The organism is Pseudoalteromonas sp. SD03 (genome assembly GCF_040937955.1).
Taxonomy (GTDB): domain Bacteria; phylum Pseudomonadota; class Gammaproteobacteria; order Enterobacterales; family Alteromonadaceae; genus Pseudoalteromonas; species Pseudoalteromonas tetraodonis.
Genome location: NZ_CP162515.1, coordinates 82,242 through 108,185, shown reverse-complemented (window position 1 = coordinate 108,185; position 25,944 = coordinate 82,242). Strand labels below are relative to the sequence as shown.

Annotated in this window: 26 protein-coding genes; 16 read left to right on the top strand and 10 right to left on the bottom strand. The window is 39.5% G+C overall.

The window, feature by feature from the left end:
* The first annotated feature begins 130 nt into the window (after positions 1–130).
* Genes ABZP26_RS16940 through ABZP26_RS16930 form a run of 3 tightly spaced genes read left to right on the top strand, consistent with a single transcriptional unit; the run spans position 131 to position 4,885 of the window.
* A complete protein-coding gene (locus ABZP26_RS16940; protein WP_368485885.1) occupies positions 131–1,873 on the top strand; it encodes an HAD-IIB family hydrolase in 1,743 nt (580 codons plus the stop codon).
* Positions 1,866–3,086, top strand: a complete 1,221-nt coding sequence (locus tag ABZP26_RS16935; RefSeq protein ID WP_028834751.1) for a glycosyl transferase — start codon at positions 1,866–1,868, stop codon at positions 3,084–3,086. Before ABZP26_RS16940 ends, ABZP26_RS16935 begins: the two co-directional genes overlap by 8 nt.
* 20 nt (positions 3,087–3,106) lie before the next feature.
* A complete protein-coding gene (locus tag ABZP26_RS16930) occupies positions 3,107–4,885 on the top strand; it encodes a sugar phosphorylase (RefSeq protein WP_064663010.1) in 1,779 nt (592 codons plus the stop codon).
* Between the two features lie 52 nt (positions 4,886–4,937).
* Here the strand turns inward: ABZP26_RS16930 and ABZP26_RS16925 are convergent, their stop codons facing one another.
* On the bottom strand, positions 4,938–6,017 hold the full coding sequence (locus tag ABZP26_RS16925; protein ID WP_058155971.1) for an ABC transporter substrate-binding protein: 1,080 nt from the start codon (positions 6,015–6,017) through the stop codon (positions 4,938–4,940).
* Between the two features lie 136 nt (positions 6,018–6,153).
* Between ABZP26_RS16925 and ABZP26_RS16920 the strand changes: the two genes are divergently transcribed.
* Complete coding sequence (locus tag ABZP26_RS16920; RefSeq protein ID WP_028834754.1) at positions 6,154–6,543, top strand: cytochrome b562; 390 nt, start codon at positions 6,154–6,156, stop codon at positions 6,541–6,543.
* Between the two features lie 9 nt (positions 6,544–6,552).
* Positions 6,553–6,939, top strand: coding sequence for an OsmC family protein (locus ABZP26_RS16915; RefSeq protein ID WP_016899710.1), 387 nt, complete (start codon positions 6,553–6,555; stop codon positions 6,937–6,939).
* A gap of 54 nt (positions 6,940–6,993) precedes the next feature.
* On the opposite strand, the gene ykgO is transcribed toward ABZP26_RS16915, so the two are convergent.
* Both ykgO and ABZP26_RS16905 read right to left on the bottom strand, forming a co-directional pair.
* Entirely contained in the window at positions 6,994–7,128 is a 135-nt protein-coding gene (ykgO, locus tag ABZP26_RS16910) for a type B 50S ribosomal protein L36 (protein ID WP_004586489.1), read from the bottom strand.
* Positions 7,125–7,391: a type B 50S ribosomal protein L31 gene (locus tag ABZP26_RS16905; RefSeq protein ID WP_013463205.1), complete on the bottom strand. Its 267-nt coding sequence runs from the start codon at positions 7,389–7,391 to the stop codon at positions 7,125–7,127. Before ABZP26_RS16905 ends, ykgO begins: the two co-directional genes overlap by 4 nt.
* Before the next feature lie 252 nt (positions 7,392–7,643).
* On the opposite strand from ABZP26_RS16905, the gene ABZP26_RS16900 reads away from it, so the two are divergent.
* The 3 genes from ABZP26_RS16900 (at position 7,644) to ABZP26_RS16890 (ending at position 9,913) form a co-directional block, all read left to right on the top strand.
* Positions 7,644–7,913, top strand: a complete 270-nt coding sequence (locus tag ABZP26_RS16900; RefSeq protein WP_013463206.1) for a hypothetical protein — start codon at positions 7,644–7,646, stop codon at positions 7,911–7,913.
* Between the two features lie 277 nt (positions 7,914–8,190).
* Entirely contained in the window at positions 8,191–8,997 is an 807-nt protein-coding gene (locus ABZP26_RS16895) for an alpha/beta fold hydrolase (protein ID WP_013463207.1), read from the top strand.
* Positions 8,998–9,001: 4 nt separating this feature from the next.
* Positions 9,002–9,913 carry a diguanylate cyclase gene (locus tag ABZP26_RS16890; protein WP_013463208.1) on the top strand — a complete coding sequence of 304 codons (912 nt, stop codon included), beginning with the start codon at positions 9,002–9,004 and terminating at the stop codon, positions 9,911–9,913.
* Positions 9,914–9,981: 68 nt separating this feature from the next.
* Here ABZP26_RS16890 and ABZP26_RS16885 read toward each other — a convergent pair whose 3' ends face one another.
* Entirely contained in the window at positions 9,982–11,022 is a 1,041-nt protein-coding gene (locus ABZP26_RS16885) for a metal-dependent hydrolase (protein ID WP_368485774.1), read from the bottom strand.
* Positions 11,023–11,135: 113 nt separating this feature from the next.
* On the bottom strand, positions 11,136–12,023 hold the full coding sequence (locus ABZP26_RS16880) for a LysR family transcriptional regulator (RefSeq protein WP_368485884.1): 888 nt from the start codon (positions 12,021–12,023) through the stop codon (positions 11,136–11,138).
* Positions 12,024–12,129: 106 nt separating this feature from the next.
* On the opposite strand from ABZP26_RS16880, the gene ABZP26_RS16875 reads away from it, so the two are divergent.
* From ABZP26_RS16875 to ABZP26_RS16855, 5 genes are all read left to right on the top strand, one after another.
* Entirely contained in the window at positions 12,130–13,302 is a 1,173-nt protein-coding gene (locus tag ABZP26_RS16875; protein ID WP_029609950.1) for an MFS transporter, read from the top strand.
* A gap of 147 nt (positions 13,303–13,449) precedes the next feature.
* Positions 13,450–14,265, top strand: a complete 816-nt coding sequence (dkgB, locus tag ABZP26_RS16870; protein WP_013463211.1) for a 2,5-didehydrogluconate reductase DkgB — start codon at positions 13,450–13,452, stop codon at positions 14,263–14,265.
* Between the two features lie 66 nt (positions 14,266–14,331).
* Positions 14,332–14,619, top strand: coding sequence for a putative quinol monooxygenase (locus ABZP26_RS16865; protein WP_368485773.1), 288 nt, complete (start codon positions 14,332–14,334; stop codon positions 14,617–14,619).
* 375 nt (positions 14,620–14,994) lie between these two features.
* The gene (locus tag ABZP26_RS16860) at positions 14,995–15,723 is read left to right on the top strand and encodes a hypothetical protein (protein WP_013463213.1); all 729 of its coding nucleotides are present in this window, start codon (positions 14,995–14,997) and stop codon (positions 15,721–15,723) included.
* 288 nt (positions 15,724–16,011) lie between these two features.
* Positions 16,012–16,266 carry a hypothetical protein gene (locus ABZP26_RS16855; RefSeq protein ID WP_013463214.1) on the top strand — a complete coding sequence of 85 codons (255 nt, stop codon included), beginning with the start codon at positions 16,012–16,014 and terminating at the stop codon, positions 16,264–16,266.
* Positions 16,267–16,403: 137 nt separating this feature from the next.
* Here ABZP26_RS16855 and ABZP26_RS16850 read toward each other — a convergent pair whose 3' ends face one another.
* Entirely contained in the window at positions 16,404–17,057 is a 654-nt protein-coding gene (locus ABZP26_RS16850) for a DUF6058 family natural product biosynthesis protein (protein WP_008115283.1), read from the bottom strand.
* A 172-nt stretch (positions 17,058–17,229) separates the two neighbouring features.
* Here ABZP26_RS16850 and dapA point away from each other — a divergent pair, with 172 nt between their 5' ends.
* Positions 17,230–18,147, top strand: a complete 918-nt coding sequence (dapA, locus tag ABZP26_RS16845; RefSeq protein ID WP_368485772.1) for a 4-hydroxy-tetrahydrodipicolinate synthase — start codon at positions 17,230–17,232, stop codon at positions 18,145–18,147.
* A gap of 72 nt (positions 18,148–18,219) precedes the next feature.
* Here dapA and ABZP26_RS16840 read toward each other — a convergent pair whose 3' ends face one another.
* Both ABZP26_RS16840 and ABZP26_RS16835 read right to left on the bottom strand, forming a co-directional pair.
* The gene (locus ABZP26_RS16840; RefSeq protein ID WP_368485771.1) at positions 18,220–20,037 is read right to left on the bottom strand and encodes a DUF4105 domain-containing protein; all 1,818 of its coding nucleotides are present in this window, start codon (positions 20,035–20,037) and stop codon (positions 18,220–18,222) included.
* A 41-nt stretch (positions 20,038–20,078) separates the two neighbouring features.
* A complete protein-coding gene (locus ABZP26_RS16835) occupies positions 20,079–20,546 on the bottom strand; it encodes a DUF3015 family protein (RefSeq protein ID WP_008115277.1) in 468 nt (155 codons plus the stop codon).
* 317 nt (positions 20,547–20,863) lie between these two features.
* Between ABZP26_RS16835 and ABZP26_RS16830 the strand changes: the two genes are divergently transcribed.
* Positions 20,864–22,165: a DEAD/DEAH box helicase gene (locus ABZP26_RS16830; RefSeq protein WP_008114027.1), complete on the top strand. Its 1,302-nt coding sequence runs from the start codon at positions 20,864–20,866 to the stop codon at positions 22,163–22,165.
* Positions 22,166–22,194: 29 nt separating this feature from the next.
* On the opposite strand, the gene ABZP26_RS16825 is transcribed toward ABZP26_RS16830, so the two are convergent.
* Together ABZP26_RS16825 and ABZP26_RS16820 are read right to left on the bottom strand one after the other, a co-directional pair.
* Entirely contained in the window at positions 22,195–23,700 is a 1,506-nt protein-coding gene (locus tag ABZP26_RS16825) for an amidase family protein (protein WP_368485770.1), read from the bottom strand.
* A gap of 92 nt (positions 23,701–23,792) precedes the next feature.
* A complete protein-coding gene (locus tag ABZP26_RS16820; protein WP_013463219.1) occupies positions 23,793–25,400 on the bottom strand; it encodes an NAD(P)/FAD-dependent oxidoreductase in 1,608 nt (535 codons plus the stop codon).
* A 188-nt stretch (positions 25,401–25,588) separates the two neighbouring features.
* Between ABZP26_RS16820 and fdxA the strand changes: the two genes are divergently transcribed.
* Positions 25,589–25,912, top strand: coding sequence for a ferredoxin FdxA (fdxA, locus tag ABZP26_RS16815; RefSeq protein WP_008114035.1), 324 nt, complete (start codon positions 25,589–25,591; stop codon positions 25,910–25,912).
* Positions 25,913–25,944: the final 32 nt, after the last annotated feature.

Sequence of the window (25,944 nt, the reverse complement as noted above, 5' to 3'; positions counted from 1 at the left end):
AAAATATTGCACCAAAAAAGCGCATTTTAAATGCGCTTTTTTTTTAACCTACTAAAAAGTAACAATAAATAATATTGGTCTAGTAACTGCATTTCCTTATTCATACCCTATAGTTGAATCAGGGATTGTTATATTGGAGGCCAATAGTGTGGATATAAATGCTTTTTTAGTAAAACATCAATTGCCGTTGAAATATCAATATATTAGTGAGCAGTATTTTTCTGTGATTGCTCAGGATATTTTAACCAGCAAAAAAAATGCGCCTTTATTTGTTGCCATCAACGGCTGCCAAGGCTCAGGAAAAACCACGCTTGGTGACTATTTAGTGACTTGGTTTGAGCAAAACACCCACCTAAATTGTGTCGCACTCTCTATTGATGACTTTTATTTATCAACCCAAAAACGTCAGCAGCTAGCACAAGATGTGCATTGTTTATTTGCCACCCGTGGAGTTCCAGGCACACATGATGTTGCCCTTATGGATAAAACCATTAGTCGCTTGTTAAATAAAGAGGTTAATGTACCGCTGCCACGTTTTGACAAGCAACAAGATGAACCCGTAGCAAAAAATAAATGGTTAACCAATAGCCAGCCAGTCGATATTGTTATTTTAGAAGGGTGGTGTGTAGCCAGTGAGCCACAGCAGCCTTTTACCTTAATTGAGCCCATTAATGAGCTAGAAAAATCATACGATCAGCAAGGACTATGGCGTCGCTGTATTAACAGCTGTTTAGCCAATGAATATAAAGCCGTTTTTGATAAAATCGATTACACAATTATGCTCAAAGCCCCGAGTTTTGATGATGTATTTGCATGGCGACAAGAGCAAGAGCACAAGCTAATCGTAAAACAAGGCCAAGGCGCAGGCACCATGACCGACGAGCAGCTGCTTTGGTTTATTTCTCACTTTGAGCGTATTACCCGAGAAAATTTAAATACCCTCAGTGCCAAAGCGAATGCATTAATAGAGCTTGATAGTCACCGTGATGTAGTCGCAATGCAGTTAACTAGCGACAATATTGGTCAGCCCATTATTTTTACCGATTTAGATGGTACGTTACTAAATCATAGAGACTACAACACCGAAGCGGTCGACACTTTATTACAAGAGCTGCAATACAGCGGTGTGCCGGTGGTATTTAACACCAGTAAAACGTTTAGTGAAGTGGTGGCACTGCAACAAGCGCTCAATATTAAACAGCCTTTTATTGTTGAAAATGGCTCGGCTGTCTATATTCCTGAAAATTACTTTACCCTCAGACCCATTGGCTGCAGCGAATACCAAGGCTATTGGTGTTATTCATTTGCGGCGCCCATTAGCAATTTATGGGCTGATTTAACACATTTAAAAAAAGACTACAGCGACCAATATAGTTTATTCAGTGAGTTATCGTGTGAGCAGGTAATGCACATCACAGGGTTAAACGAGATACAGGCGGCGCAAGCACAGAATCGTCAATATTCAGATCCGCTCTGCTGGCATGGCGAAGAGCACAAACTTAACGAATTTATAAACGCAATAACAGTGTACGGCTACGACGTTAAAGTAGGCGGGCGCTTTATCCACATTGGTAAAAATACCGATAAAAGCATGGCGCAGCAATGGCTGGTGAAACAGTTTACTGCGCAGTTTACTAAGCCGCTAAGCATTATTGCGCTTGGGGATAGTGATAACGATAAGCAAATGCTAGAAGAGGCAGATATTGCCATTATTATTGCCAATCCAGAGAGTAAAAAGCCGGTTAAATTAACCCATAACAAAGCGCGCTATTCTCAGTTGCCAGCGCCGTTAGGCTGGGTAGAAGAAATCACTGCATTACCTTGTATTAACAGCATTTTACCCAATTTTGAGGAGTATAGTTTACATGGCTGATTTTTATCAAAATGGCATCATTACAACGTTACATAATATTGCCAACAGACCCGTAGACGATTTAGAAAAAGAGTTGCTGAGTTTTAGTAAGCAGCGACCCATGGGGCTTATTTTGCCCTCATTATTTAGTGAGTTAGAAGGCCCCGCGCTACAAAATATTGTTAAAGAGCTGCAAAAAGTACCTTATTTATCACAAATTACCATAGGCTTAGACAGAGCCGACGAAAGCCAATATCGTTATGCACTGAACTTTTTTAAAGCGCTTGATCAAAACCACAAAGTACTTTGGAACGACGGGCCACGCTTACAAGCGCTCGACAAAGAGCTTCAAGCCTTAGGTGTGGCGCCACGCGAGCTCGGTAAAGGGCGTAATGTGTGGTATTGCATGGGGTATAAATTAGCCACCGCTGAGGTTGAATCAATCGCCTTGCATGACTGTGATATTTTAACTTATGACCGAGGCTTATTAGCGCGGTTAATATACCCTGTTGCACACCCTCGATTTAACTATGAGTTTTGTAAAGGCTTTTACCCGCGCACCGCCAATGGAAAAATTAATGGCCGTGTCTCTCGGTTATTGGTTACTCCGTTATTGCGCTCGTTTAAAACCATTTTAGGCAGCCGTGATTACCTTGAGTACATGGACTCGTTTCGCTACCCATTAGCCGGTGAATTTTCGTTTAGACGAGACGTATTAAACGATATTCGTATTCCTAGTGACTGGGGGTTAGAAATTGGCGTATTAAGTGAAATGTATCGTAATTATTCTCATAATCGATTATGCCAAGTCGATATTGCGGATAACTACGATCATAAACATCAGGCGTTATCGCTCGACGACCAAACCGCTGGCCTTTCTAAAATGTCGATTGATATCACCAAAGCACTATTTAGAAAGTTAGCAACGCAAGGGGTTACCTTTACCAGCGAAACTATTCGCTCATTAAAAGCCACATATTACCGTATTGGTTTAGATTTTATTGAAACCTATCATAATGATGCACTAATGAACGGTTTAACCCTTGATATTCACCAAGAAGAAAAAGCCGTTGAAATGTTTGCGCAAAATATCATGAATGCTGGTCAGCACTTTTTAGAAAACCCAATGGAAGCCCCCTTTGTGCCGAGTTGGAATCGTGTGGCCTCGGCAATGCCAGACGTACTTGAGCGTTTAAAAGAAGCCGTTGAGCTAGATAACGAGCAATACAGTTAACATCATTAAACGAGGCGCCTGTGAGTATAGTTAAAGAACAGTTTTTTCAACGAGTTGAACAACATTTACATGCTATTTATCAAGATGTTGAATTACCGATAGCAATAAGCGAATTGACTGAAGAATTGATCACCTTAATTTTAGGTGATAACCCACTTCGCGATCCCACGCCACACACTAACCGCTGGGATGAACAAGATGTTGTGCTAATTGCCTATGGCGATTCGATAATAAACCATGAAGACAGTGATTTAGCCGTAGGCACCCCTTTAGAGGCGCCTTTAAAAACCTTGCATCGCTTTATAAAAGAGCAGTGCGATCATCAGCTTAATGCACTGCACATTTTACCCTTTTATCCGTATAGCTCAGATGAAGGGTTTGCGGTGATGAACTATGCACACGTTAATGAAGCGCTGGGCGACTGGCAAGACATTAACGCGATTGCAAATGATGTAAAACTGATGGCTGATTTAGTCATTAATCATTGCTCTAGTCGAAGTATTTGGTTTGAAAACTTTTTAACCGACACACACCCCGGAAAAGATTACTTTAAAACAGCCAGTTTAACTGACGATTTAAGCCAAGTTGTTCGTCCTCGTACGTCGCCACTATTAAATACGGTAACAACAACCAGTGGTGAAAAACATGTATGGTGCACATTTAGTCATGATCAAGTGGATTTTGATTTTGAAAACCCCGAGGTGTTAAAAGAGTTTGTCGGCATTATTCGTCATTATTTAGACAACGGTATTCGCTTATTTCGCCTTGATGCTGTGGCCTTTTTATGGAAACAACTCAATACCAGTTGTATAAACTTACCACAAACCCACGAAGTAGTGCGTTTATTACGAACGCTGATTGAGCATGCCGAGCCAAGCGTGGTGATCATCACGGAGACTAATATTCCCAATCAGGAGAACTTGTCTTACTTTGGTAATGCCAACGAAGCCCATGCAATTTACAACTTTGCCTTGCCGCCGTTGTTGTTGCATACCTTACTTAGTGGCGATAGTACGGCGCTTAAGCATTGGATGATGAGTATGCCGCCTGCACAAAACGGCACTGCGTATTTTAATTTTATTGCTTCTCACGATGGCATTGGTTTAAGGCCAATTGAAGGCTTGCTGCAACCCAGTGAGGTTGCTTCATTAGTCAGTACCACCATGCAGTTTGGTGGGCGCGTTTCAATGCGTACTAGTCACGATGGCACACATACCCCGTATGAGCTAAATATTGCCTTGTTTGATGCCTTACAAGGGACGCATAATGGCGCGGATAAATTTGGCCTTGAGCGCTTTTTATGTGCTCACGCCATTATGTTTGCAATGGAGGGGATCCCAGGGCTGTATATACATAGTTTACTTGGCACCACTAATGACTATGAACGCTTTGATAATTCGCAGCACAATCGCGCCATTAACCGTCATCGATGGCAAGAGTCAAAATTATTAGCGGCAATTGCAGAAAAATATAGTCATCATCATCAAGTATTCAACGGAGTAAAACAGTTATTAGCAGTGCGTAAAAGGCAAGCGGCATTTCATCCTAATGCAACACAGTTCACTTTGCATTTAGGAGAGGGGTTATTTGGTTTTTGGCGACAAAGCATTGACCGCCAGCAAAGTATTTTTTGTATTTATAATATCAGCAGTCAGCCACAAAGCTTAACCTTGGCCGATTTGAACTTAATAAATACACAGCAATGGCATGAGCTGCTCTCTAAAACAGTGCTGGATGAAGAGCTTAAAACTATGCAATTAGCACCGTATCAAACACTCTGGTTATCTAATAGGGCATAATTAACGACGTTTAAAGTAATCAATGTAACTGTAAAGGGGCTTTACAGTTACATTACTCAAGCGCGAGTAGTAAGTTTTCTATAGTAAATTCAACTTTGTCTGGGCGGGTTTTACTAAACTGCGAAAAGTCTATTTCGGCTAGGTTATTCGCATTAATTGCATTATATAAAGGCTTATTTGTATCGTTGAGTGGCTGAAAAATATCATTAGTGCTGTGAAAAAGTGGCCAATGCTTTAAATCAGTATGGTTATCAAATAAGTTTATAATTGCATGAGCCCCTAATAAAACATGACCCCCTATCGATATATCAAGCGTGTATGCGTTATTAGGCGCAGAATCCCAGTTAATCCCACCCACAATAACCTGCGATTGTTTGTTTAGTTGCGTTAATGCTCTTTTAGCACCAAACGCAATGGCATCATTAGCGCACCAAATAATGTTAATTTCAGGCGCAAGTTGCATATAGGCCATGGTTTTTATATAGCCTTCTTGCTCAGACCAATTTGCAACCTCTTTAGCGGTTAAGGTTACTTTGGATGTTTGCACTAAAAAATCCATTAACCCTTGGGTACGTAAAGTGGAAGCAGGGGTTGTGTAGTCCCCTAGTAAAGCTAATGTATGAGCTGGCGTTTTTGTTTTATTGGTAAACTTTTTATAAAGCTGCTGCATCAATGATTTACCTGCAACACGATTATTTGGGGTAATACTGCCGACCACATTGACGCCATTTTTTTGCAATTGCTCGAGAGACGCAGGGGAAGGACGATTTAATAAAAAATAAATGGGAACCTTGTTACTGTCTATTTTAGATAGGTATTGGCTGGTGACATTTTTTTCGTTTACCAATAACAGGTAATCAGGCTTATCGTTAATGGCCTGCTGGATCAGCTCTTTCATTAAAATATGATTTCGATTGGCGTATTTTATAGTTAATGTCACATCTAAATCTGTGGCAGCATTTTGCATAATTTTAGAAACATGAAACCAAAAATCACCGGTTTTATTGCTATTAGCTTCAGTTGAATTTGAAAAGCCAGGATTGATGAATATGATCTCTAAGGCATTAATACTGTAACTACTGAATAGCAGGCAGGTATAAGTTATCAGGCGGTATAATTTAAACAAAGGCATATGTTTCTCTATAGATTTTATAAAGCTCGATTTTTACCTTGCTAACTAGCTCCGTGGTGACATCTAAGCGTTATGCTATATAATACCCCAGTAAGTTTAGCATGTATGCAGCAATTAATTTTTTTAGGATTTATGAATGAAAGCAGTTTTATTGTTAATAGTATTACTCTTTAGTCAAACAGTTGCCGCTAATGACGTAAGTGATTTAGAAAAGACCATGAAAAATATTGGGCTGGCTTATAAACAAAGTGTTGAAGCAACCCAGCTGCAAGAATTTAATGGTGCTATCGATCAATTTATTGGATTGATAGAGCAAGGTAAGAAAGCCAAATTTTATAAAGAAGCTGAGAAGTCGGTGCAAGGGCTCGATAAAGTACTGGTTCAAGCCCAGTTGGCAAAAAAAGTAGCGAATGAGCAGGGACTCGAAGCTGCAAAAAAACCACTTAAAGCCATCGATAATTTACGCAAAAAATATCATAAATTACATGAGCCTCCAGGCTTTTTTGAATTACTGTTTGGAAAATAAGGATTAGCAATGGAAATTTCAGTTTCAATGTTAGACGGTCAAAAGTTGAGTGCTAAGTTTGGTGAGCATGAAGTAATAAGCGATCAAAGCATCAATGCCGGTGGTGGGGCAGAGCACCCAGAACCATTTGACTATTTTTTGGTTAGCATGGTTTTGTGCGCTGGTTTTTATGCGCGTAAATTTTGTCAGCAAAGAGAGATCTCAACCGACGGCATGACGCTGACACAAAATAACGAGAATGTAGATGAAAACGGTAAAAAACGTTTTTCTATTGAAATTGGGTTGCCTGAAGGTTTCCCCGATAAATATAAAAAAGCACTTATTGCTGCTGTAAATACATGTACCGTGAAAAAGGTTATTCAGGCAGTGCCTGAGTTTTCTGTTGAAGTAAAGTAAATACCCTTTAACAATAATGCCGAGTAATAAACTCGGCATTATTATTTTATCCCACTATTTTTTCTTCATACCCTGTACGGCCTTAAATCTAGGATTATCTTTACATATCACGAACACGCGCCCTTTACGCTTTACAATTTGACAACCAGGTCGTTGCTTTGCGCTTTTTAATGAACTTAATACTTTCATTTGCTTTCCTTTTTAGCCGAAGATAAGTTTTTAAAACGACGATTAAATTGCGCAACGCGGCCATCAGATGCGAGCGTTTTTTGTTTGCCTGTATAAAATGGGTGTGAGTCAGATGAAACATCAATAGGCACATAGGGATATGTATTACCGTCTATTTCGATAGTGCGGTCGGTTTTGATGGTTGAACCTATAATGAAATATGAATCGGCTGCAGTATCATGAAAAGCAACCACATGGTAATCAGGGTGAATATTTGGTTTCATTAAACGCCTTTAATGTTATGTGATAGTATATCATTTAATTTGGCGCATTTAATTTCCCTTTGCAAATCATTTTAAATAGCTTGAACTTTGGTTAAATTGTCTTTAATGCACCGTAATTGCTGGGTATTTGCACAAACTAGTCAAAAAATAAGCACTTAGATCAAAAGTACTGGCTATTAGTATTTAGGCTGCTATAACTAGTTTCAGCAAAAAAAATAATAAAAATTTAAACACGTAGAATAGAGGTAGTTTATGAGTGACGCTCAAACGAAACAGGACCAAATCGACCAAGGAGTTATGGACACTCTTAGGGAGCGCGATCATAGTGTATTGGCAAAACAAGTTGACTCACTCGCATGTTCTCATAACGATATCATTGAATTGCTTGCTCATTATTTAGCATTAAGCGAACAAGAAGATGATGAGTTATTTGATGACTGGTTTGACTCTCTTTCAAAAGAACAACACACCGTGCTAAAAGTATTTGAAGTATATCGCGGACAGTATGAGCACCAAAACTAACTGTTTGTATTAGGCATATTAATTAGTCATTATACTAACACTGGCTATACGATTGTAATTTAATGTTATAAAGGCATTGTTTTTATATATAAGCGAAATAATTAATTACACTTATTCAATAAAATAGTATGTACTTTGCCCCTTGATTATTTTTCAACTAACTAATTGATGTTTAAAGCTTTATAATAAGTTAAACTACATTTAGTGTTAAAATAGTAGTTTCGGCTCGTAGTTGAACTACCATTAATAAGTTGAAATAAGAAAGGGATAATTCAGCATGCAACATTTAAATGAAATACTCAGCAGAAACAACGTCAAAATAATTGGCAAGGGTGATAAAACCTTGGTGTTGGCTCACGGATTTGGTTGCGACCAAAACATGTGGCGATTTATTATTCCTGCCCTTGAACAACATTTTACTTTAGTGCTGTTTGATTATGTAGGCTCAGGTAACTCTGATGTGTCTAAATATAATAAACAGCGCTACTCAACCCTTGATGGGTATGCCAAAGACGTACTAGAAATATGTGCCGCACTTGAACTTACCGATATTACATTTATAGGCCACTCGGTTAGTGGCACCATTGGCGCACTTGCTGCCATTGAGCAACCAGAGCTATTTTCTAAGCTGGTTATGGTGTGCCCCTCACCGTGCTTTTTAAATTTACCCCCTGATTATTTTGGTGGATTTGAAAAACAAGACCTTCACGAATTACTAAACCTAATGGATAAAAATTACATTGGTTGGGCAAATTATTTAGCGCCTCTAGTAATGGGCAACTCTCATCCAGATGAATTTATAGCGGAACTATCGGGAAGTTTTTGCTCAACAGATCCCCTTATTGCAAAAACCTTTGCAGAAGCCACGTTTTTATCCGACTACCGTTTTATACTTGAACATATAAAACAGCCTACTTTAATTTTACAAAGTGAAAATGATGCTTTAGCCGCGCCTTCTGTTGGGGAGTTTGTAGCGAATGAAATTTCAAATGCAACACTTAAGGTTATTAGTGCGCATGGCCACTGTATTCATATGACGCACCCAGAAACAGTCAGCCGTTTAATTTTTGATTTTGTGAGTTAGCCACATGTCACTTGATAAAGTAGATGAAAAGCTTGCTGATTATTCCGCAGATCACTTTTTAAATGGTGCATTAGTGACAAATGCAGATAACATTATTGTTTATGCAAATACTTATTTTCAAAAGGAATTACAGTGGAATTGTAATGAGCTTATTGGCAAGTCGGTTGATAAAATTATAACTAAATCATCAAAAATATTTTTACAAAGTTATGTGCTTCCTACCTTACTGCATGAAAAAGCGTGTCAAGAAATGCAGTTAATTATGCTCAGCGCCCAAGGCGAGCGTATGGCCGTTACCGTTAATGCTCAGCTTGATGAAAAGGGCTATATATACTGGAGCTTTTTTAACGCGACTCAGCGAGATAAGCTTTACGACGAGCTGATTAAAACACGGGAAAAGTTAGAAGCGCAAACTGAACGCTTACAATCTTTAGCGTCTACCGATGAGTTAACCAATTTATTAAATAGAAGAGAGATGAATTGCCGCAGCGTGCTGTTACTCGAACAGGCTATGCGATCAAAGCAGTCGGTTGCATTGTTAATTATCGATATTGATAATTTTAAAGTCGTTAATGATACCTTTGGGCATTTAGAAGGGGATCGAGTTTTAAAAGAGTTGGGGCAACGTCTTAAACATTTTGGTCGACAAACCGACCTTATTTCTCGTTACGGCGGTGAAGAGTTTTTAATTATGGTGCCAGATACAAATAAAGCAGATACTTTGTCATTTTGTCAAAGGCTGCATTTATTAATTGCTGAAATTAAAGTAGGTAATCGCCCAGTAACCGCCAGTATTGGGGCAAGTTTGAGTACTGCGAAAACGACGTTTACTGATTTATTTGCCCAAGCCGATAATGCGGTATATGAAGCCAAAGAGCGCGGAAAAAACAGAACCCAATTATACGATAACCCCTAACTAAATAGAGGTAAACTCAACAAGGTATTGAGTTGAGTTTACTCAAAAGATGGCAGTTATAGTTGGTATTATTGCTCTACACAATTATTTTTTGCTAATGGCGATGCCAATACGGTATCGGGGTGCCAAATTCTATCCCATATTTTAGGTAGGTTGTTTAAGTTGGGTCTTTGACTTATTTTTTCAAAATTACCGACACTGATTGCTGAGCCATCTTTCTGACCGACAACAAAATTAAACACATAAGCACACTTCATGCCCATGCGTAAATCAGAGAGAATAACTTTGTCTTGCTGCTCGCGAACGGAATAAAACCCTTTTGTAAACCACTGCAAGCGTTTAACACCCCATTCATTTTTAATCTCGTTTAGTAAAGAAGGGGTTGTTTGGTATGCATTTAAGGTAACCTCGTTGGGTGTATCAAACACCGATGCATAGCCTTCATAATATTTCCCATCCGACATCACAACCACCCGCCAAAGTAAAGTAGTAAACGGTGCTGGAGTGCTAATGTATTCATTGACAGTAATGTCTCTGTTTTGTAGCGCAGTGTTGACTTTATCGTCAATAACAACTTTAAGAATAAGCGAACAACATAAATAGAGAGTACTTACTGTGAGCGTAATTGCGTTAATTTTGTAGGCGGTTGGGGCGGTTATTTTTGGTATTAAAGTGCCTATAACCCCTACTAATAACGGTAACGTGTAGAGGGGATCAATAATAAACATATTTGAAATTGCAAACGGATGCTCTGTAAGTGGCCACATTAATTGCGTACCGTACACAGTAAGTGCATCCAATAGTGCATGGGTTGATAAACACAAAAACACTAACCAAAACCAACGTGTTTTATACGCTTGCATGCCAGTGTGTATTTTTAAAATTAGCCAAACAATCAAAGGGCTAATTAACAAGTGCACAAAAAATGAATGGCTAAAGCCACGGTGATAAGTAAATGCTTCAACACTGCTGCCATAGGGTAAAAACACATCTAAATCGGGTAAAGTGCCCAAAATAGCGCCCCATAACACCGCTTTGCGGCCCACTTTGTTACCTAATACTGCGTACCCTACAGCGCTACCTAACGCAACTTGTGTTAAAGAATCCATACTACCTCATCTAAATAATGCAACTGCAATGTTTATACTCAGCTTAATCTTAAAACCGTCAATAATGTAAATTATTTCATTAAGTTGCTCTTTAAACTCAATTTAAAAGTGATTTATAAACTTAGTCGCGGTTGTATAAAATCTAAAAATGCAACGATACGGGAAGAAACCGCCTCATTTTTGTAATAAACGCCATAAATAGATTCTCGATTATTTGGGCTACTTACGCTGTGAGGTAAAACTTCTATTAATCGTTTTTTGGCTAAATCTTCTGCAATCATAAATTGTGAGAGAAGTGCTATGCCTTGAGCAGCAATACATAAATGCCTAATGGTTTCGCCGCTGCTAGCCCTTAAATCAAAGTGCAGCGATTGCTCATGCTTCAAGGGCCATTGATTAAGAGTATTGGGTTCACTGAAACCAATTAGGTTATGGTTTTTAAGATCTGAAACTTGCTGTAACGGTGGCGCATTTTTTAAATAATCAGTGCTTGCGACCAATTTTAATTTACTTTGGCCTAATTTTCTCGCATGCAGGTTTGAATCTTTTAAGTCTCCAATGCGAATAGCTAAATCTGTTTTGCGCTCAAGTAAATCAATAATATTGTCGTGTGAGGTAATATCGAGCGTGATTTGCGGGTATTGCTTTTTAAACTCATTAACTAGTGGCGCTAGTTGATGCAAAACAAAAGGGCTTGCTGCATCTATACGCAAGTGCCCGCTAGGTGCTTGCTTTAGTAGCTTTATTGTTTCTTCCCCTAAGAGCAGCGTGTTTAAAGCCTTTCGCGCATATTCTATGTATATATGCCCTTCCTCGGTCAGTTCTAAGCGCCGAGTTGTTCTGTTTAGTAATGTGCAGTTTAGCCTGCTTTCAAGACGAGATAGTGCTCTTGAAACTTTAGCTACATTTAAATCAAGTAAACTAGCCGCACCGGAAAAACTGCCACAATCAACAATGGTAATAAACATTTCTAGATCTTCAGTTTTAGCTTGAACAGGCATAAATTCACTCATTTATATTTGCAAAATAAACAAAAGTATTTTGCCATTTATTGCAAAGGCATTTTTACTCACACTGTACATCTATTTTAAAAATGAGGATGTAACTATGCCATTGGCTTTATGGGCGCTTACCTTAAGCGCATTTGCAATTGGAACAACAGAGTTTGTTATAGTGGGTTTAGTGCCAACTATTGCAAACGATTTAGGCGTGAGCTTACCATCAGCAGGCTTACTAGTGAGCTTATATGCGGTTGGTGTAGCTATTGGCGCACCGGTTCTCACTGCATTAACGGGTCGCTGGAACCGAAAAGTGGTACTTATAAGTCTTATGGGCTTATTTGTTATGGGTAACTTATTAGCTTGGCAAGCCCCTAGCTACGAAACGTTAATAATAGCACGCATTTTAACTGGACTTGCTCACGGTGTATTTTTCTCTATTGGCTCAATGATAGCGACAAGCTTAGTAAGTAAAGATAAAGAGGCTAGCGCCATTGCAATTATGTTTACCGGCCTTACGGTAGCGCTAGTAACGGGTGTGCCATTAGGTACTTGGATAGGGCAGCACTTTGGTTGGCGCGCTACATTTTTAGTGGTGTCATCACTTGGTATTATCGCTTTAATTGGAAGTGCTGTATTAGTACCTAAAAATTTAAAGCAATCAGTACCGGCAACCTTTAAAGAGCAACTTCAAGTTGTTACTAAACCTAGATTACTGCTTGTGTATTTAATGACAATTTTAGGCTATGGCGGCACGTTTACTGCGTTTACTTACTTGGCCCCCATTTTAGAGCAGCAGACAGGATTTGCATCTTCAACAATTGGCATAATTATGCTGGTATATGGTGTCTCAGTGGCTGTTGGTAATATATGGGGTGGAAAATTAGCTGACAAGCGAGGCCCGATCAGTGCGCTGAGCATTATTTTTAGTGCACTTACTGTAATTCTACTGATATTTACTTTTACCATGGAGTCAAAGGTTGCTGCCGTATTAACCATATTAGTTTGGGGGGCATTTGCATTTGGTAATGTACCTGGTTTGCAGCTTTATGTTGTTAAGCAAGCTCAGCAACATACTCCTAACGCAGTCGATGTTGCATCTGGATTAAATATAGCAGCATTTAACATTGGCATAGCATTGGGTTCTATTACGGGGGGCCTTGTAGTAGAGCACATGGAACTAAAAGATACCGCATGGATTGGCGCCGTTGTTTCATTGCTGGCTTTAATAGTCACCCGGTACAGTGGCAGGCTAGATAAACAAAATGTTCAGGCTAAATAAAGCGAAACTTATGTAGGTTAGTCTTGAAATAAAAATGAATGACCTCAGTATTTTCATGAGGTCGAAATTTTAAATCAAAAAGTAATCGGTGTATTTAGTAAACACGACGTTTGAATTTTAAACCAATTATTTAATAAGGATAAAGCTATGACACAACGTGTAATTGAAATGCCAGACTTAGGTATGGGTACTTTTCGTTTAGAAGGTAAAACTGCTTATGAATCTGTAAAAATGGCGTTAGAAGTAGGATTTCGTCATATTGATACCGCGCAAATTTATGGCAACGAAGAGCAAGTTGGCCAAGCCATTAAAGACAGTAATATTCCCAGAGATGAGTTATTTATTACTACCAAAGTATGGAACAATAAACTCAATAAAAACGACTTTATCGCAAGTGTAGAAAAATCATTAGAAAAGTTACAAGTTGACTCGGTTGATTTATTGCTAGTTCACTGGCCTGCACCATCAAACAATGAGCCTATGAGCGAATACCTGACTGAGCTACTAAAAGCTAAAAAGTTAGGGTTAACCAAACATATAGGTGTATCAAACTTCACTATTGCGAACTTAAAAGAAGCGATGCAAACGTTAGACTCGCGTGAAATATTTACTAACCAAGTAGAAGTGCATCCCTATTTAACCAATACCAAACTGCGCGCCTTTTGTGCTCAACATGACATACATGTAACAGCCTATATGCCGTTTGTGGTTGGTAAAGTGTTAAACGATCAAACCATTATAGATATTGCTAATAAACACGATGCAACGCCAGCGCAAGTGGTTATTGCATGGGAAAATGCCAACGGCATGACCACAATTCCATCATCGACCAAGCGTAAAAACTTAGAAGATAACTTTAACGACAAGGTAAAACTTGATGATGAAGATATAGCGCGAATTGATGGCCTTGATTGCAACGACCGCCAAGCAACGCCTGACTTTGCACCACAGTGGGATCAATAACCAAAAAGCCAGAACCAAAACAGGTGCAGTTGAGCTGCACCTTTATTTTTGAAACAAGGAACACCCATGTTAACGGTAATTGCTACACTATCGAGTGAAAATAGCGATGCAGAGCGCCTCTTAACCGAGCTCGAAAACTTACAACAGTCCTCTCGCCAAGAAGTAGGCTGCCTGCGTTACGAACTATCAGTTAAAAACGATGCTGAGCAAACTAGCTATTTAGTGAGTGAGCAATGGGCGTCTAATGAGCATTTTGAAGCCCATAAAAACGCACCCCACTTTAAAGCCTTTGGTGATGCAGTAGGCGAACTTATTACCTCTACCAATATTGATGTGTATAAAACCATTGGTTAACTGTCACTAGGCTAATAGCAAAACAGGAGCTGTAACTTACAGCTCTTTTTTTGAAATATCATCTCCAAATACCCCCTTCAAATATCACCCTTTTCAGCTGCTCTCTTAAACTCAAAGCCGTTTATAAAGGCGATTTCATAATAGCCATCTTTAATAAGAAATACTGTTTGCATTGGTAGCAGTGGTTTGTCTGATATTACTGAACACACCCTTTTTAGTGTAATTTTGCATAGTCATAAACAGGTTAGGAGATAACTAGTCGTTTACAAATGTTTTTTGATGGTTAATATAAATACAAAAGGAATGTATGGACATTTGACGGTTTATAAACCGACAAAAGTCTTAAAAAAATGATTAGGCGAAAGGATAATTGTCGTGGGAAGAAAAAGTAGGTTAAAAAAAGAGCGTAGGGGATTAGAACAGCATGGATTAATTGAACGAACAGCCAATACACTTTTGTTGTTTGGTGAGCACAATCAATCTATCTATCGTTTTTTTCAAGAAGAGTGGCAAGCTGATGCCCTTGCGCGTGGCGAAGTTTGGTTAAGCACGTTAGAGGCTTGCAGGGCATACGAAGATCCTGAGCAAGGAGATCCTGAAGAGGCCTATGAAACCTACAATTCTGGTTATGCTGTAGGAGGTAGTAATGATCCGGGCTTTGTTGAGGTAGCCCGAAGAAGTGGGGTTTATATTGGCCCCGGTTGTAGTAACATAACCTTAAGTAACAATACAATGAAAACCATACTTCCAGATGCTTATGTATTGTGCACAACTACAGAATTTTCTCCTGAAAAATTAAGCGAAACGTTTGGTCGATACTGCGTAGAAGTTACAAACCCGAAGGACTTTTTTGTTTTAATTTCTGAATCCTTGGAAAAATCAAAAAAGATAAAAGAAGCTGCTGCAGGTAAGGTCATTTACAAAGATCGAAGCTATACCGGCATGGAGTCGCCTCCAGGTCGTATTGGTTTCGTAAAACCGCCTGATCTTTATGCAACACAAAGAGAATTTAGGCTGTTATGGGTGCCTGAAAATTCAAGTGGCCTTGCTCCGTTTCTCCTGAAATGTCCCGAGGCTGCTCATTTTTGTAAACGCATTGTCTAACAGAACAATCAATTTCGCGCTAATGTCAGTTGTTGAAGCTTCAGCCTTACAAATAGTTTAGTGTTGGAATCAATGTATATTTATATAATTACAGCTTCTATAGTTATTTAATTTATTGAAAATAAAGTCAAATTATCAACTTTTTTCAAGATGAGTGCCATATTAACATTTCTATAATTTTAGAAAAAACTTTCAATCCTTTTATATGACAGCTCAGTTTGGTAAAAAATGGTAATTATCTCGAGATTTCTAAATAAGACTGAAAAAGTAGAGTATTATTTTGCAATTATGCTAGAAGATATGGAGCGTCCGTTTATTTTAGGTGCGCAAAGTGTTGATCCTAAGCTGCCTTCAATTGCTCAGTGGGGGGCATCTTCAAGATTTGGACTTGATAGTCTTGATACCATTGAAGGAAAGTTATGGAAAGATTGGCGCTTTTCTTTAGAAATGCTTGGTGTCTCATGGGTAATACCAATTATTGAAGAGTCAGTAATAAAAGATGATGTATCTCATGCGGTTAATGAAATCATATCTAAATCGTAAATCTGCAATTAACAAGGCGTAGTTGTCGGACTGTTTGTCTCGTTGCACTAAAAATAAGCCGCAAAGCACAGTGTTGGCATTGTTTAATAAAACCAACAATCCATACATAGCTAAACTCCTCAGCCAAATACGACCCTTTACTTAATCGATAAATCGTATTTTAAAATAAGAGCATCAATATAGCGGCTACGTAATGTGAGTTGCTTTTCGTGATCGGCGCCATGGCTGAGGGCTTTATTTAAAAGCTTCATGGCAGGGTGAATACGGGTGCGCTCATCTTTATCTAAACTGGCTTTGCTGCGCAGTTCGGTTATATCGTCTACTAATAATCTGCCAATATCCACAGCCACAATTTCATCAATTAGGCCATTTTGGGTGAGCACGCCATATTTGCTGCATAAAAACTGTTGCCACACTTGCTGTAAATGCTCTTCTATTTCACAGCCAAACAATTCTTCGTTAAATATAAAGCCTTGCTGTGCAAGCTTAGCCAAGCACTGGGTATAATGCTGAGCAAACAAATTAAAAGCTTGGTTAGATGACTCAATTTTTTGCTTAACTAATCCTTGCCCCCAATTTACGCAGCCACGGGGATAATAATCGTCGTATTCTTCACATTCATATAACCCTGAATAAGAGCTGCAGCTCATTTGATTTTTAATGCAATAACTGGGTTTAGGGAAAATGCTCTGTGCTTGCCAATTTTCAAGAGTTTCAGTGTCTATGTTGAGTGCTTGGCATAACTCATCAGTGTGATAAAAGTGAGTGCTTAAATAGTCAGATAAACGCATAGTGGCTCGCTTAATAGTAAAAAACAAAATACTGTTTATTTGTACAGTTATTTATTTTGTATCATCAAACTCAATAACACAAGCCATTTTATAATTAAATACTGGCTATCACTGCAAATAGCGCGGTAAATATGGTACAAATAGGGCAAGTATTAATAACAATGATTTTTTTATGCGCACCCTAGAACAAATTAAACAAGCAAGCCTTATTACTGCAATTAAAACACCTTACTTAGCCAATGGTGAGATCGATCTTGCAAAGTATGATGAACTCGTTGAAATACAAATTGCAGCGGGTGTTGACGGCATAGTTGTTGGTGGCACCACCGGTGAAGGCCAGTTAATGAACTGGGAAGAGCACTTAATGCTAATTGCGCACAGTGCCAATAAATTTGGTGAGCAATTACTGATTGTAGGTAACACCGGCAGTAATAATACGCGCGAAGCAATTAAAGCAACAAAATATGGTTTTGCCAGCGGCATGCATGCCTCATTACAAATTAACCCTTACTACGGGCGCACATCAATTGCCGGTGTTAAAGAGCACTTTAAACGTGTGCTTGATATTGGTCCGGCGTTTATTTACAACGTAGCAGGGCGCACAGGTCAAGACCTCACCCCTGATATTATTGAACCACTGGCCCAGCATGAGCATTTTATTGGTGTTAAAGAATGTGGTGGCAATGAGCGTATAGCGCACTATGAACGACAAGGTATTGCGTGTTGGTCTGGTAATGATGACGAAGCACACGATGCACGCCATACTCATAAAGCACATGGCGTTATTTCAGTTACGTCTAACCTGATCCCGGGTTTGTTCCGTCAATTAATGGATAGCAAAAATGATGCGCTTAATAATTCATTACAACCATTAATTAACTGGCTGTTTTGCGAGCCAAACCCAATTGCCATTAACACCGCGATGATGATGACAGGCGCGGTTAACCCAGTGTTTAGAATGCCTTATGTGCCGCTTAGCGATGAGCAACAGCAACAAGGTGAAACCCTAATTAATCAGCTTAATGAGCAAGATTTTGTCGGTAGTCGAGCGCAGTGTGTGGATATTAGTAAGGTTTTGATTTTATCTTAAACTGTTAGACTATTTATTAAATACTAAATTTTCAAAGCAGCCTACTGTAAACACAGAGGCTGCTTTTTTATATCACTGCCAATAGTAGTTGAGTTTAAGCTGCCACATAGCTGAATTAGCGTGAGTGACCGCTAATCTAATATCAATATCTTGGCTTAAAGGCACTGCCATTTCTAGTTTGGTTTGCGCAGGGTTTTTGGCATTTAAGAATGACTTTTCGTAGGATGCTTTAAGTTTAATACCTGAGTCAGTACCAGTAATAATCCCCACTTCTACCGACGAATCATAAAAGTGGCTGTTTTTAGCTAAATCACCTAAATAACCATTAATTAAGCTATAGGCTAAGGTGTTGTTCCTAAATTGCCAAGCTTGTCCGGCTCCCCCCATAACAAAGCTACGTTTACAGGTTCTGCACAGTGCTGGTTGTCTGTCGAATCCAACATTAATTTTCCACGACCACTTAGATTCATTAGCCCAAGATAATTGGTTTGGATTGAATGACTCCAAATCTAATAAATGAACTTTGTTTATGTAAGTTTCGCCATCAGTAAACATCAGCTCGGTTTCTAACATTTCTAAATTAGAAAATGGAATGCGGGCAATATCAGAGGCAAGGGTATCAAAATAACTCAACCTAAACCCCAAAGTGTACTGTGTTTGCTCAGCCGTGTGCACCGCAGAAACTGAGCTATTAGAGGGCTTTTGCCCTTGATGTGGTGGCTGTTGGGTAAATTGAAATTTTACTTTGTTTTCGCCCATTGGCAGCTTTAAGCGCGCTTTAATCAGTGCATTTTTTAACTCACTTATTTTTACAGGGGTTTGCTTTTGAATTTGTTTTACTTGTACGAGTTCAAATAAAGCCCCAATAATGGCTTTTTGAGACTGTACTGGCAAAGCTAAAAAAGATTTGCTTTTAAGTACTGCTGATTCAGCAAAGATTTGTTTAGCAAAGCTGAGCTCTTTTTCACTTAAAGATTGAACGTGCTTGGCAAATACAGTGTCGCGCGAGGGGGTAAATGTGATCTTTTTAACCGCCGATTGGCCTTGGTAAGTGGCCGTGTTTAATCTTGAAAAAATAGTGGCTGGTATTACCCAAGGAGCGCCTTCGCTGGTTAGTTGATCGCCAATAACAAGTTCAATAATTTGCGCAAGATGAAATGCACAGTTTTCATCGGCAAAGTAATAATCAAATTCAGTGCCTAAAATTTCCCATAAGTGATTAGCAATAAAAACCACATCGCGCTCGTTTAGATTGAGGGTATATTCCCATAAATCTCTTAATTCTATTTCACCATAGTTGTGCTGGTGGCGATAAAACAATTGATCTGAAAAACCGGCTTTATAACCACCAAACAAGCCCTTGAGAATATACACCAAGCCGTTTTCATTATCTGGAACGTGTGCGCCATAGTTAATACTGTAATCTAATAATTTGTTTTTTGATTCGGTCGAGCGATTAAGTTTAAGTAATAAATGACCATATAATGATGCGGGATTACTCATATAACCAGATGCAAATACTAAACTAACAGAGTGAATTGCTTGTTGCTCTCGCCATTGCTTTAATTTGGGGCACTCTGCAGCTGGCATTGAAAAGGTTAAACCTTGCTCTTTGAGCCATTGGTAACGAGCAGGGTAGCGACATGGCATTGAGGGCAGGTTATTAAAAGCATGGATTGTTGCTTTTAATTCGGCAGCCGGATCAGTACGTCCGTTATCTGCAATAAAAAATGATGCGTTAGTAATATAACTGATGGTAGCTGGTTGGTTTTTGTAATGCCCTAATTTCAACCATATTGGGTGTTTGGCTAAAACAGAGATAGATTGCGTGGCAGAGCTTGAGAAAGAGATGAATAAAAAAGCACTAATTAAATAAAATAGAGGTTTCATTGTTTAACCAAAAAAAAAAGGGCTGTTAAGCCCTTTAATTATTAGATTGCAGCGCATTGAGATGAAAAGTTAGTTGTAATTTTACCTTCAACTAATTCATAAAATGCTTGTGCATTGTCTATTGGCGCGTTTGCGTAATCGTTACGTACCGAAGTGATAATTTGTTGATGTGCAGTTACATCACAACCACGTACGTTAAGCATTGCAGCGATATACTCGCCTTCACCCTGTGCTATTTCTTGTTCTAATACAGGAAAAGTTTGTTGAATAAACTGCGCTGTTTTTACGTTAGCGCCTTCACAACTTTCTACTGAAGAGATGTTAGAAGACACTGCAGTTGTGCCTAAATCCCAAATAATATTAGAAATTGCTGCAGCAACGCCATTATCTGGGAAAACCATCGCGCCAATACCACATTGTTGCCATGGGTTGATGCCACTTTTTGCTTGTGACGGCATTGAAACAAACGCGCTTACTAATACCGCAGCAGTTAAACATCTTTTTATCATTATTAATTTCCTTTAATTTATATTCACCCCACAAAATGGGCGGGAAAGTGTACCTGCTTTTTTTATTTAAATGCAAATGGTTATGTAACACAATGTAAAAGAACGGTGTAAAGTTTATAAAATCGCAATAAAGAAGTGAATAAGCGAGGATTAATATTGCGAGTTAAAATCATTTAGCTAACTCAAACAGCGTCTAATAATAGCTAATTACCCCGCATTTTATAAATTAGTGGTTTCTGGTGTTTAAAACTAACTGTTTAAGCGATTTTACTGTATAATTTGCGACCCTTGATAATGTGGCCGCAGGTTATACAGCAATGAATTTTAAATCTTTTAGTTTTGCCCCTGAACTTATTCAGGCGTTAGACGAACTTAATTACCACACCCTTACGCCCATTCAGCGCGCAGCTATTCCGGCTGTTCGTAAAGGTAAAGACGTTTTAGCGAGTGCTCAAACCGGCACAGGTAAAACCGCTGCCTTTGCACTCCCTATTATCCAAAAGTTATTTGAGTCAGATAGCAGTACTACGAATGCGCCAAGCGCCTTAGTCCTTGCACCTACGCGTGAGCTTGCAGAGCAAATAGCGAATAACTTTAAAGACTTTGCTAAGTACACTTCGCTAAAAGTAGTGAGTTTATTTGGTGGTGTTAATACCGCAGGACAAGAAATTGCACTCAAAGAAGGTGTGGATATTGTAGTAGCAACACCAGGGCGTTTACTTGATCATATTCGTTTAGGTAACTTAAGCCTTGCCCAAGTAAAACACTTAGTACTTGATGAAGCTGACCGTATGCTCGATATGGGCTTTATTAATGACATGCAAAGCGTGATAAAAAGCTGTGCTGATGAGCGTCAAATCTTATTGTTTTCAGCAACTTTCCCAGCAGCAATTAAACAATTTGCCTCTAAAGTGCTAAAGCAACCTGAAATTGTGCGTGTTGATCAAACTAACAGCACCGCAAGCACAGTACAACACGTGGTTTACCCGGTAGAAGAGCGCCGTAAGCAAGAGTTACTTTCTGAGCTAATTGGTAAGAAAAACTGGCAGCAAGTGCTGGTGTTTGTAAACATGAAAGAAACCGCAGATGAGCTAGTCACTGAGCTTAACCTAGACGGTATCCCAGCGGCAGTGTGTCATGGTGATAAATCGCAGGGTAACCGTCGTCGTGCGTTACGTGAATTCAAAGAAGGCAAAGTACGCGTTCTAGTTGCAACAGAAGTTGCAGCACGTGGTATTGATATTGACGGTTTACCGCGCGTTATTAATATTGATTTACCTTGGCTTGCTGAAGATTACGTACACCGCATTGGCCGTACAGGCCGTGCTGGTAACCAAGGACAAGCAATTTCGTTTGTTAGCCGCGAAGAAGAAAACATGTTGTTTGAAATTGAAACCTTAATTGGTCAAAAAATTAAACGTGTTTACTTAGAAGGTTACGAAGTAAGTAATCGTGAAGTACTGATTGATAAAATTGGTAAAAAGCCAGCGCATTTACGCCGCACCCGTGCTAATAAGCCATCAGGCCAAGCTACCGGTGAAGCGAGAGCGAAGAACCGTTCGCGTATTTCTAATGTACGTAAAAGCTTAAAAGGCGAAAAGCTATCACTTAAAAAGTAAGATAGCTAAGCCATTAAAAAAACCTGAGTTTACTCAGGTTTTTTTATGCCTAATACATTATCGATAATAGCAGCGTACGCATAAGCAGCCGCTTCAGCATTTTGATTAGCAATAACCGACAACCCAACCGGTAAGTGGCTTACTTTACCTACTGGCAAAGTGATATGGGTTGTTCCTGCAATAGCAGGCAATGAACTACTACTGCCTTTAAAGTTATCACCGTTAATTAAATCGGTTTTCCAGGCGGGCGAAACGGTGGGTGCAATCACAATATCTAGCTTATTATTGCGGTATAAATTGCTAATAGCGCGGTTTGCTAGTGCGCGATAACGCGCCTTGGTTTTTTGATATTGTTGTTTCTCACTCAAATCAACCGCGTTGGCTTGCTGTAAAATATCTTGCTCAAAGTAGAGCATTTCTTGCTGTTTATTTGCGGTATTGAATGCGATTAAATCGTCTAAGCTTTTTACCGTTACTTGCGTTGGTGTTTGGCTTAAATAATGATTAATTTCGGCTTTAAAGTCGTAAAGCAAGATGGCGTATTCATCAACGTAAAGTGTGCTTAAATCATCTTTTACTTCAACATTGACAACGGTATGACCTGCGTCTTTTAATGCTTGTAGCTGTTTAGCGTAAAGTTTTTGTGTTTCCACAGTAAACTTACTGGCAGGTAAAGCGCCTATTCTCAGTGACGGCTTAGGCGCTATACTATCAAGCTTTCTATTTACGTTGAGTGTTGATACATCATTAGGGTCTTCCCCTTGAATGACGGACAATACTGCGAGTGCATCTTTTAAAGAATGTGCCATTGGGCCTACCGAATCTTGGCTACTAGAAAGTGGCACCACGCCTGCGCGCGAAACTTGTCCCATACTGGGTTTTATGGCGTACACCCCATTAACAGATGCAGGGCAGGTAATTGAGCCGTCGGTTTCAGTGCCCAGCGCAATAGGTGCAAAATTTAAAGCAACCGCGACAGCAGAGCCCGAGCTTGAACCACACGGATTACGCGTTACATCATGGGCGTTATGGGTTTGCCCACCTATTGCACTCCAACCAGATGACGAATACGATGAGCGAAAATTAGCCCATTCACTTAAGTTCGCTTTGCCTAAAATAATAGCGCCTGCTTGGCGTAATTGTTTAACCACAAAGGCATCTTTATTGGTAATGTTATTTTTAAGTGCTAATGAGCCCGCTGTAGTGGGTAATGTACCTGTTGTTTCAATGTTATCTTTTAGTAATACCGCAATACCATGTAAAGGGCCTGCCCATTTTCCGGCTTTAAACAGAGCATCGAGTTGTTTGGCTTGTTCAATTGCAGTGGGCTCAATACTAATTACCGCATTATATTTAGGATTGAGCGCGTTTATTCTGTCGATATAAGTGCGGGTAAGCTGTTCAGCCGTGGTGGTGTTATTTTTATAGGCATTGTGAATGTCACTAATGGTTTTAAGCTCTGTATTGTTATCCGCTGCGTGTAAGTTAGTTATTGTACAAACACATAATGTTAAAAGTAGCCGTTTTATAATCATTGTTATTATCTATTTTATGGAAACACAGGTTATTTTTAGCACAAAAAAACCTCACATTGTGAGGTTTTTCGATAAAGGTCGATTAAATCGAGTTAGGCGTTTTCTAGCATCGATAACGCAACCGCCTCTGCGGCTTTAATACCATCAATACCCGCTGATAAAATACCACCCGCATAACCCGCGCCTTCACCTGCAGGGTAAAGCCCTTTAGTATTAATACTTTGGAAGGTTTTATCGCGCTTGATACTTATTGGTGATGAAGTACGCGTTTCTACCCCAGTGAGTAAGCCATCATTAGTTGAAAAACCACGAATTTGCTTGTTAAAAGCAGGAATTGCTTCACGCAAGGCTTCAATCGCAAAAGGAGGTAATACGTTGCTCAAATCAGTCAGTTTTATGCCCGGCGTATACGAAGGCTGTACATCGCCTAAATTAGCCGATGATTTACCTTTTAAAAAGTCGCCAATAAGCTGTGCAGGGGCATCGTAGTTTTTACCACCAAGTTCATAGGCTTGCTCTTCTAGTTTACGCTGTAAATCGATACCAGCCAAAGGGTGTCCAGGGAAGTCTTTTTCTGGCGAAATACCCACTACAATAGCACTGTTAGCATTACGTTCACTACGTGAATATTGGCTCATGCCATTGGTGACGACTCGGCCTTCTTCAGATGTTGCGGCAACTACTGTGCCGCCAGGGCACATACAAAAGCTATATACAGTACGGCCGTTATTACAATGGTGTACTAATTTGTAATCTGCAGAGCCTAAAATAGGGTTACCCGCATTATCGCCAAAGCGGCATTCATCAATCATTGATTGCTTATGTTCTATTCTAAAGCCCACTGAAAAGGGTTTAGCTTCAACATAAATGCCTTTATCGTGGATCATTTTAAACGTATCGCGGGCACTGTGGCCAACCGCTAATATCACATGGCGAGTTTCGAGCTGTTCACCATTAGAAAGCGTAAGCCCAGTCACTTGGCCGTTGTCTAAATGGATATCGTCAACGCGCGTGCTAAAACGAATTTCTCCACCAAGTTCAATAATACGTGCACGCATTTTTTCAATCATGGTTACCAGTTTAAAGGTACCAATATGCGGCTTACTCACGTATAAAATTTCTTCAGGAGCGCCGGCCTCTACAAACTCAGTAATGACTTTACGACCATAATGTTTAGGGTCTTTTACTTGGCTGTAGAGCTTACCGTCTGAGAACGTGCCTGCGCCACCTTCACCAAACTGTACGTTTGATTCTGTATTAAGGGCCTTTTTACGCCAAAAGCCAAAGGTGTCTTTGGTGCGCTCACGCACTTCTTTACCGCGCTCTAAAATAATTGGGTTAAAGCCCATTTGTGCCAACACTAAACCGGCAAATAAGCCACAAGGGCCAAAGCCAATTACCACAGGGCGTTCTTTAATACTGCTATTGGCGTGCGCTACAAATTTGTAGTTGGTGTCAGGGGAGACTTTAACGTGTTGGTCTTTTTCAAACGAGGTTAACAGTTGTGCTTCGTTATCCACTTCAACATCAAGCGTGTAAATCAGTAAAATGGCGCTTTTTTTACGTGCATCGTAACCGCGTTTAAACACATTGTAGCTGTGTAGCTGCTCTGGGCTTATATTTAATTTATTGATGATGGCTTGGCCAATGGCATTTTCGTCATGGTCAAGCGGCAGCTTTATTTCGGTTAAACGTATCATTAATATCTCTTTAGGTGTCATAGCGGGGATTAAATTCCGCTCACAATAAGGGGTGTGCACAAAGCGCTGATTTATAAGCGCCATATGTTACGTTAAATTGCCCACTTTTGGCACTTATTTATTGTGTTTTGGTAAGGGTTGGGTATGATCCGCAGCTGTTATTGTGAAACATTAGGTATTAAACCATTATGGCGTTTGTAGTCACCGAAAACTGTATAAAATGTAAGTACACTGATTGCGTATCAGTATGCCCTGCAGATGCATTTTTTGAAGGTCCTAATTTTTTGGCTATTAGCCCTATTGACTGTATTGACTGTGGTTTATGCGTACCTGAGTGTGCCGCTGATGCTATTTTTCAAGAAGATGAATTACCTGAATCGCAAAAAGAGTTTACTCAATTAAATGCGGAGCTAGCAGAAATATGGCCACGCATCACCCAAGTTAAACCCGCCCCGGAAGATGCCGATAGCTGGAATGGTGTGGCTAATAAATTAAAACTTCTCGACACATAATCATTCCACTTCGTTGTGTATTAGTTTTTTGT

What these genes read in the sequence shown, in the direction of transcription:
- ABZP26_RS16935 (WP_028834751.1), top strand. Translation starts at nt 1,866, where the DNA reads ATGGCTGATTTTTATCAAAATGGCATCATTACAACGTTACATAATATT.
- ABZP26_RS16925 (WP_058155971.1), bottom strand. Translation starts at nt 6,017, where the DNA reads ATGCCTTTGTTTAAATTATACCGCCTGATAACTTATACCTGCCTGCTA.
- ABZP26_RS16920 (WP_028834754.1), top strand. Translation starts at nt 6,154, where the DNA reads ATGAAAGCAGTTTTATTGTTAATAGTATTACTCTTTAGTCAAACAGTT.
- ABZP26_RS16915 (WP_016899710.1), top strand. Translation starts at nt 6,553, where the DNA reads ATGGAAATTTCAGTTTCAATGTTAGACGGTCAAAAGTTGAGTGCTAAG.
- ykgO (WP_004586489.1), bottom strand. Translation starts at nt 7,128, where the DNA reads ATGAAAGTATTAAGTTCATTAAAAAGCGCAAAGCAACGACCTGGTTGT.
- ABZP26_RS16905 (WP_013463205.1), bottom strand. Translation starts at nt 7,391, where the DNA reads ATGAAACCAAATATTCACCCTGATTACCATGTGGTTGCTTTTCATGAT.
- ABZP26_RS16900 (WP_013463206.1), top strand. Translation starts at nt 7,644, where the DNA reads ATGAGTGACGCTCAAACGAAACAGGACCAAATCGACCAAGGAGTTATG.
- ABZP26_RS16895 (WP_013463207.1), top strand. Translation starts at nt 8,191, where the DNA reads ATGCAACATTTAAATGAAATACTCAGCAGAAACAACGTCAAAATAATT.
- ABZP26_RS16890 (WP_013463208.1), top strand. Translation starts at nt 9,002, where the DNA reads ATGTCACTTGATAAAGTAGATGAAAAGCTTGCTGATTATTCCGCAGAT.
- ABZP26_RS16885 (WP_368485774.1), bottom strand. Translation starts at nt 11,022, where the DNA reads ATGGATTCTTTAACACAAGTTGCGTTAGGTAGCGCTGTAGGGTACGCA.
- ABZP26_RS16880 (WP_368485884.1), bottom strand. Translation starts at nt 12,023, where the DNA reads ATGCCTGTTCAAGCTAAAACTGAAGATCTAGAAATGTTTATTACCATT.
- ABZP26_RS16875 (WP_029609950.1), top strand. Translation starts at nt 12,130, where the DNA reads ATGCCATTGGCTTTATGGGCGCTTACCTTAAGCGCATTTGCAATTGGA.
- dkgB (WP_013463211.1), top strand. Translation starts at nt 13,450, where the DNA reads ATGACACAACGTGTAATTGAAATGCCAGACTTAGGTATGGGTACTTTT.
- ABZP26_RS16865 (WP_368485773.1), top strand. Translation starts at nt 14,332, where the DNA reads ATGTTAACGGTAATTGCTACACTATCGAGTGAAAATAGCGATGCAGAG.
- ABZP26_RS16855 (WP_013463214.1), top strand. Translation starts at nt 16,012, where the DNA reads ATGCTAGAAGATATGGAGCGTCCGTTTATTTTAGGTGCGCAAAGTGTT.
- ABZP26_RS16850 (WP_008115283.1), bottom strand. Translation starts at nt 17,057, where the DNA reads ATGCGTTTATCTGACTATTTAAGCACTCACTTTTATCACACTGATGAG.
- dapA (WP_368485772.1), top strand. Translation starts at nt 17,230, where the DNA reads ATGCGCACCCTAGAACAAATTAAACAAGCAAGCCTTATTACTGCAATT.
- ABZP26_RS16840 (WP_368485771.1), bottom strand. Translation starts at nt 20,037, where the DNA reads ATGAAACCTCTATTTTATTTAATTAGTGCTTTTTTATTCATCTCTTTC.
- ABZP26_RS16835 (WP_008115277.1), bottom strand. Translation starts at nt 20,546, where the DNA reads ATGATAAAAAGATGTTTAACTGCTGCGGTATTAGTAAGCGCGTTTGTT.
- ABZP26_RS16830 (WP_008114027.1), top strand. Translation starts at nt 20,864, where the DNA reads ATGAATTTTAAATCTTTTAGTTTTGCCCCTGAACTTATTCAGGCGTTA.
- ABZP26_RS16825 (WP_368485770.1), bottom strand. Translation starts at nt 23,700, where the DNA reads ATGATTATAAAACGGCTACTTTTAACATTATGTGTTTGTACAATAACT.
- ABZP26_RS16820 (WP_013463219.1), bottom strand. Translation starts at nt 25,400, where the DNA reads ATGATACGTTTAACCGAAATAAAGCTGCCGCTTGACCATGACGAAAAT.
- fdxA (WP_008114035.1), top strand. Translation starts at nt 25,589, where the DNA reads ATGGCGTTTGTAGTCACCGAAAACTGTATAAAATGTAAGTACACTGAT.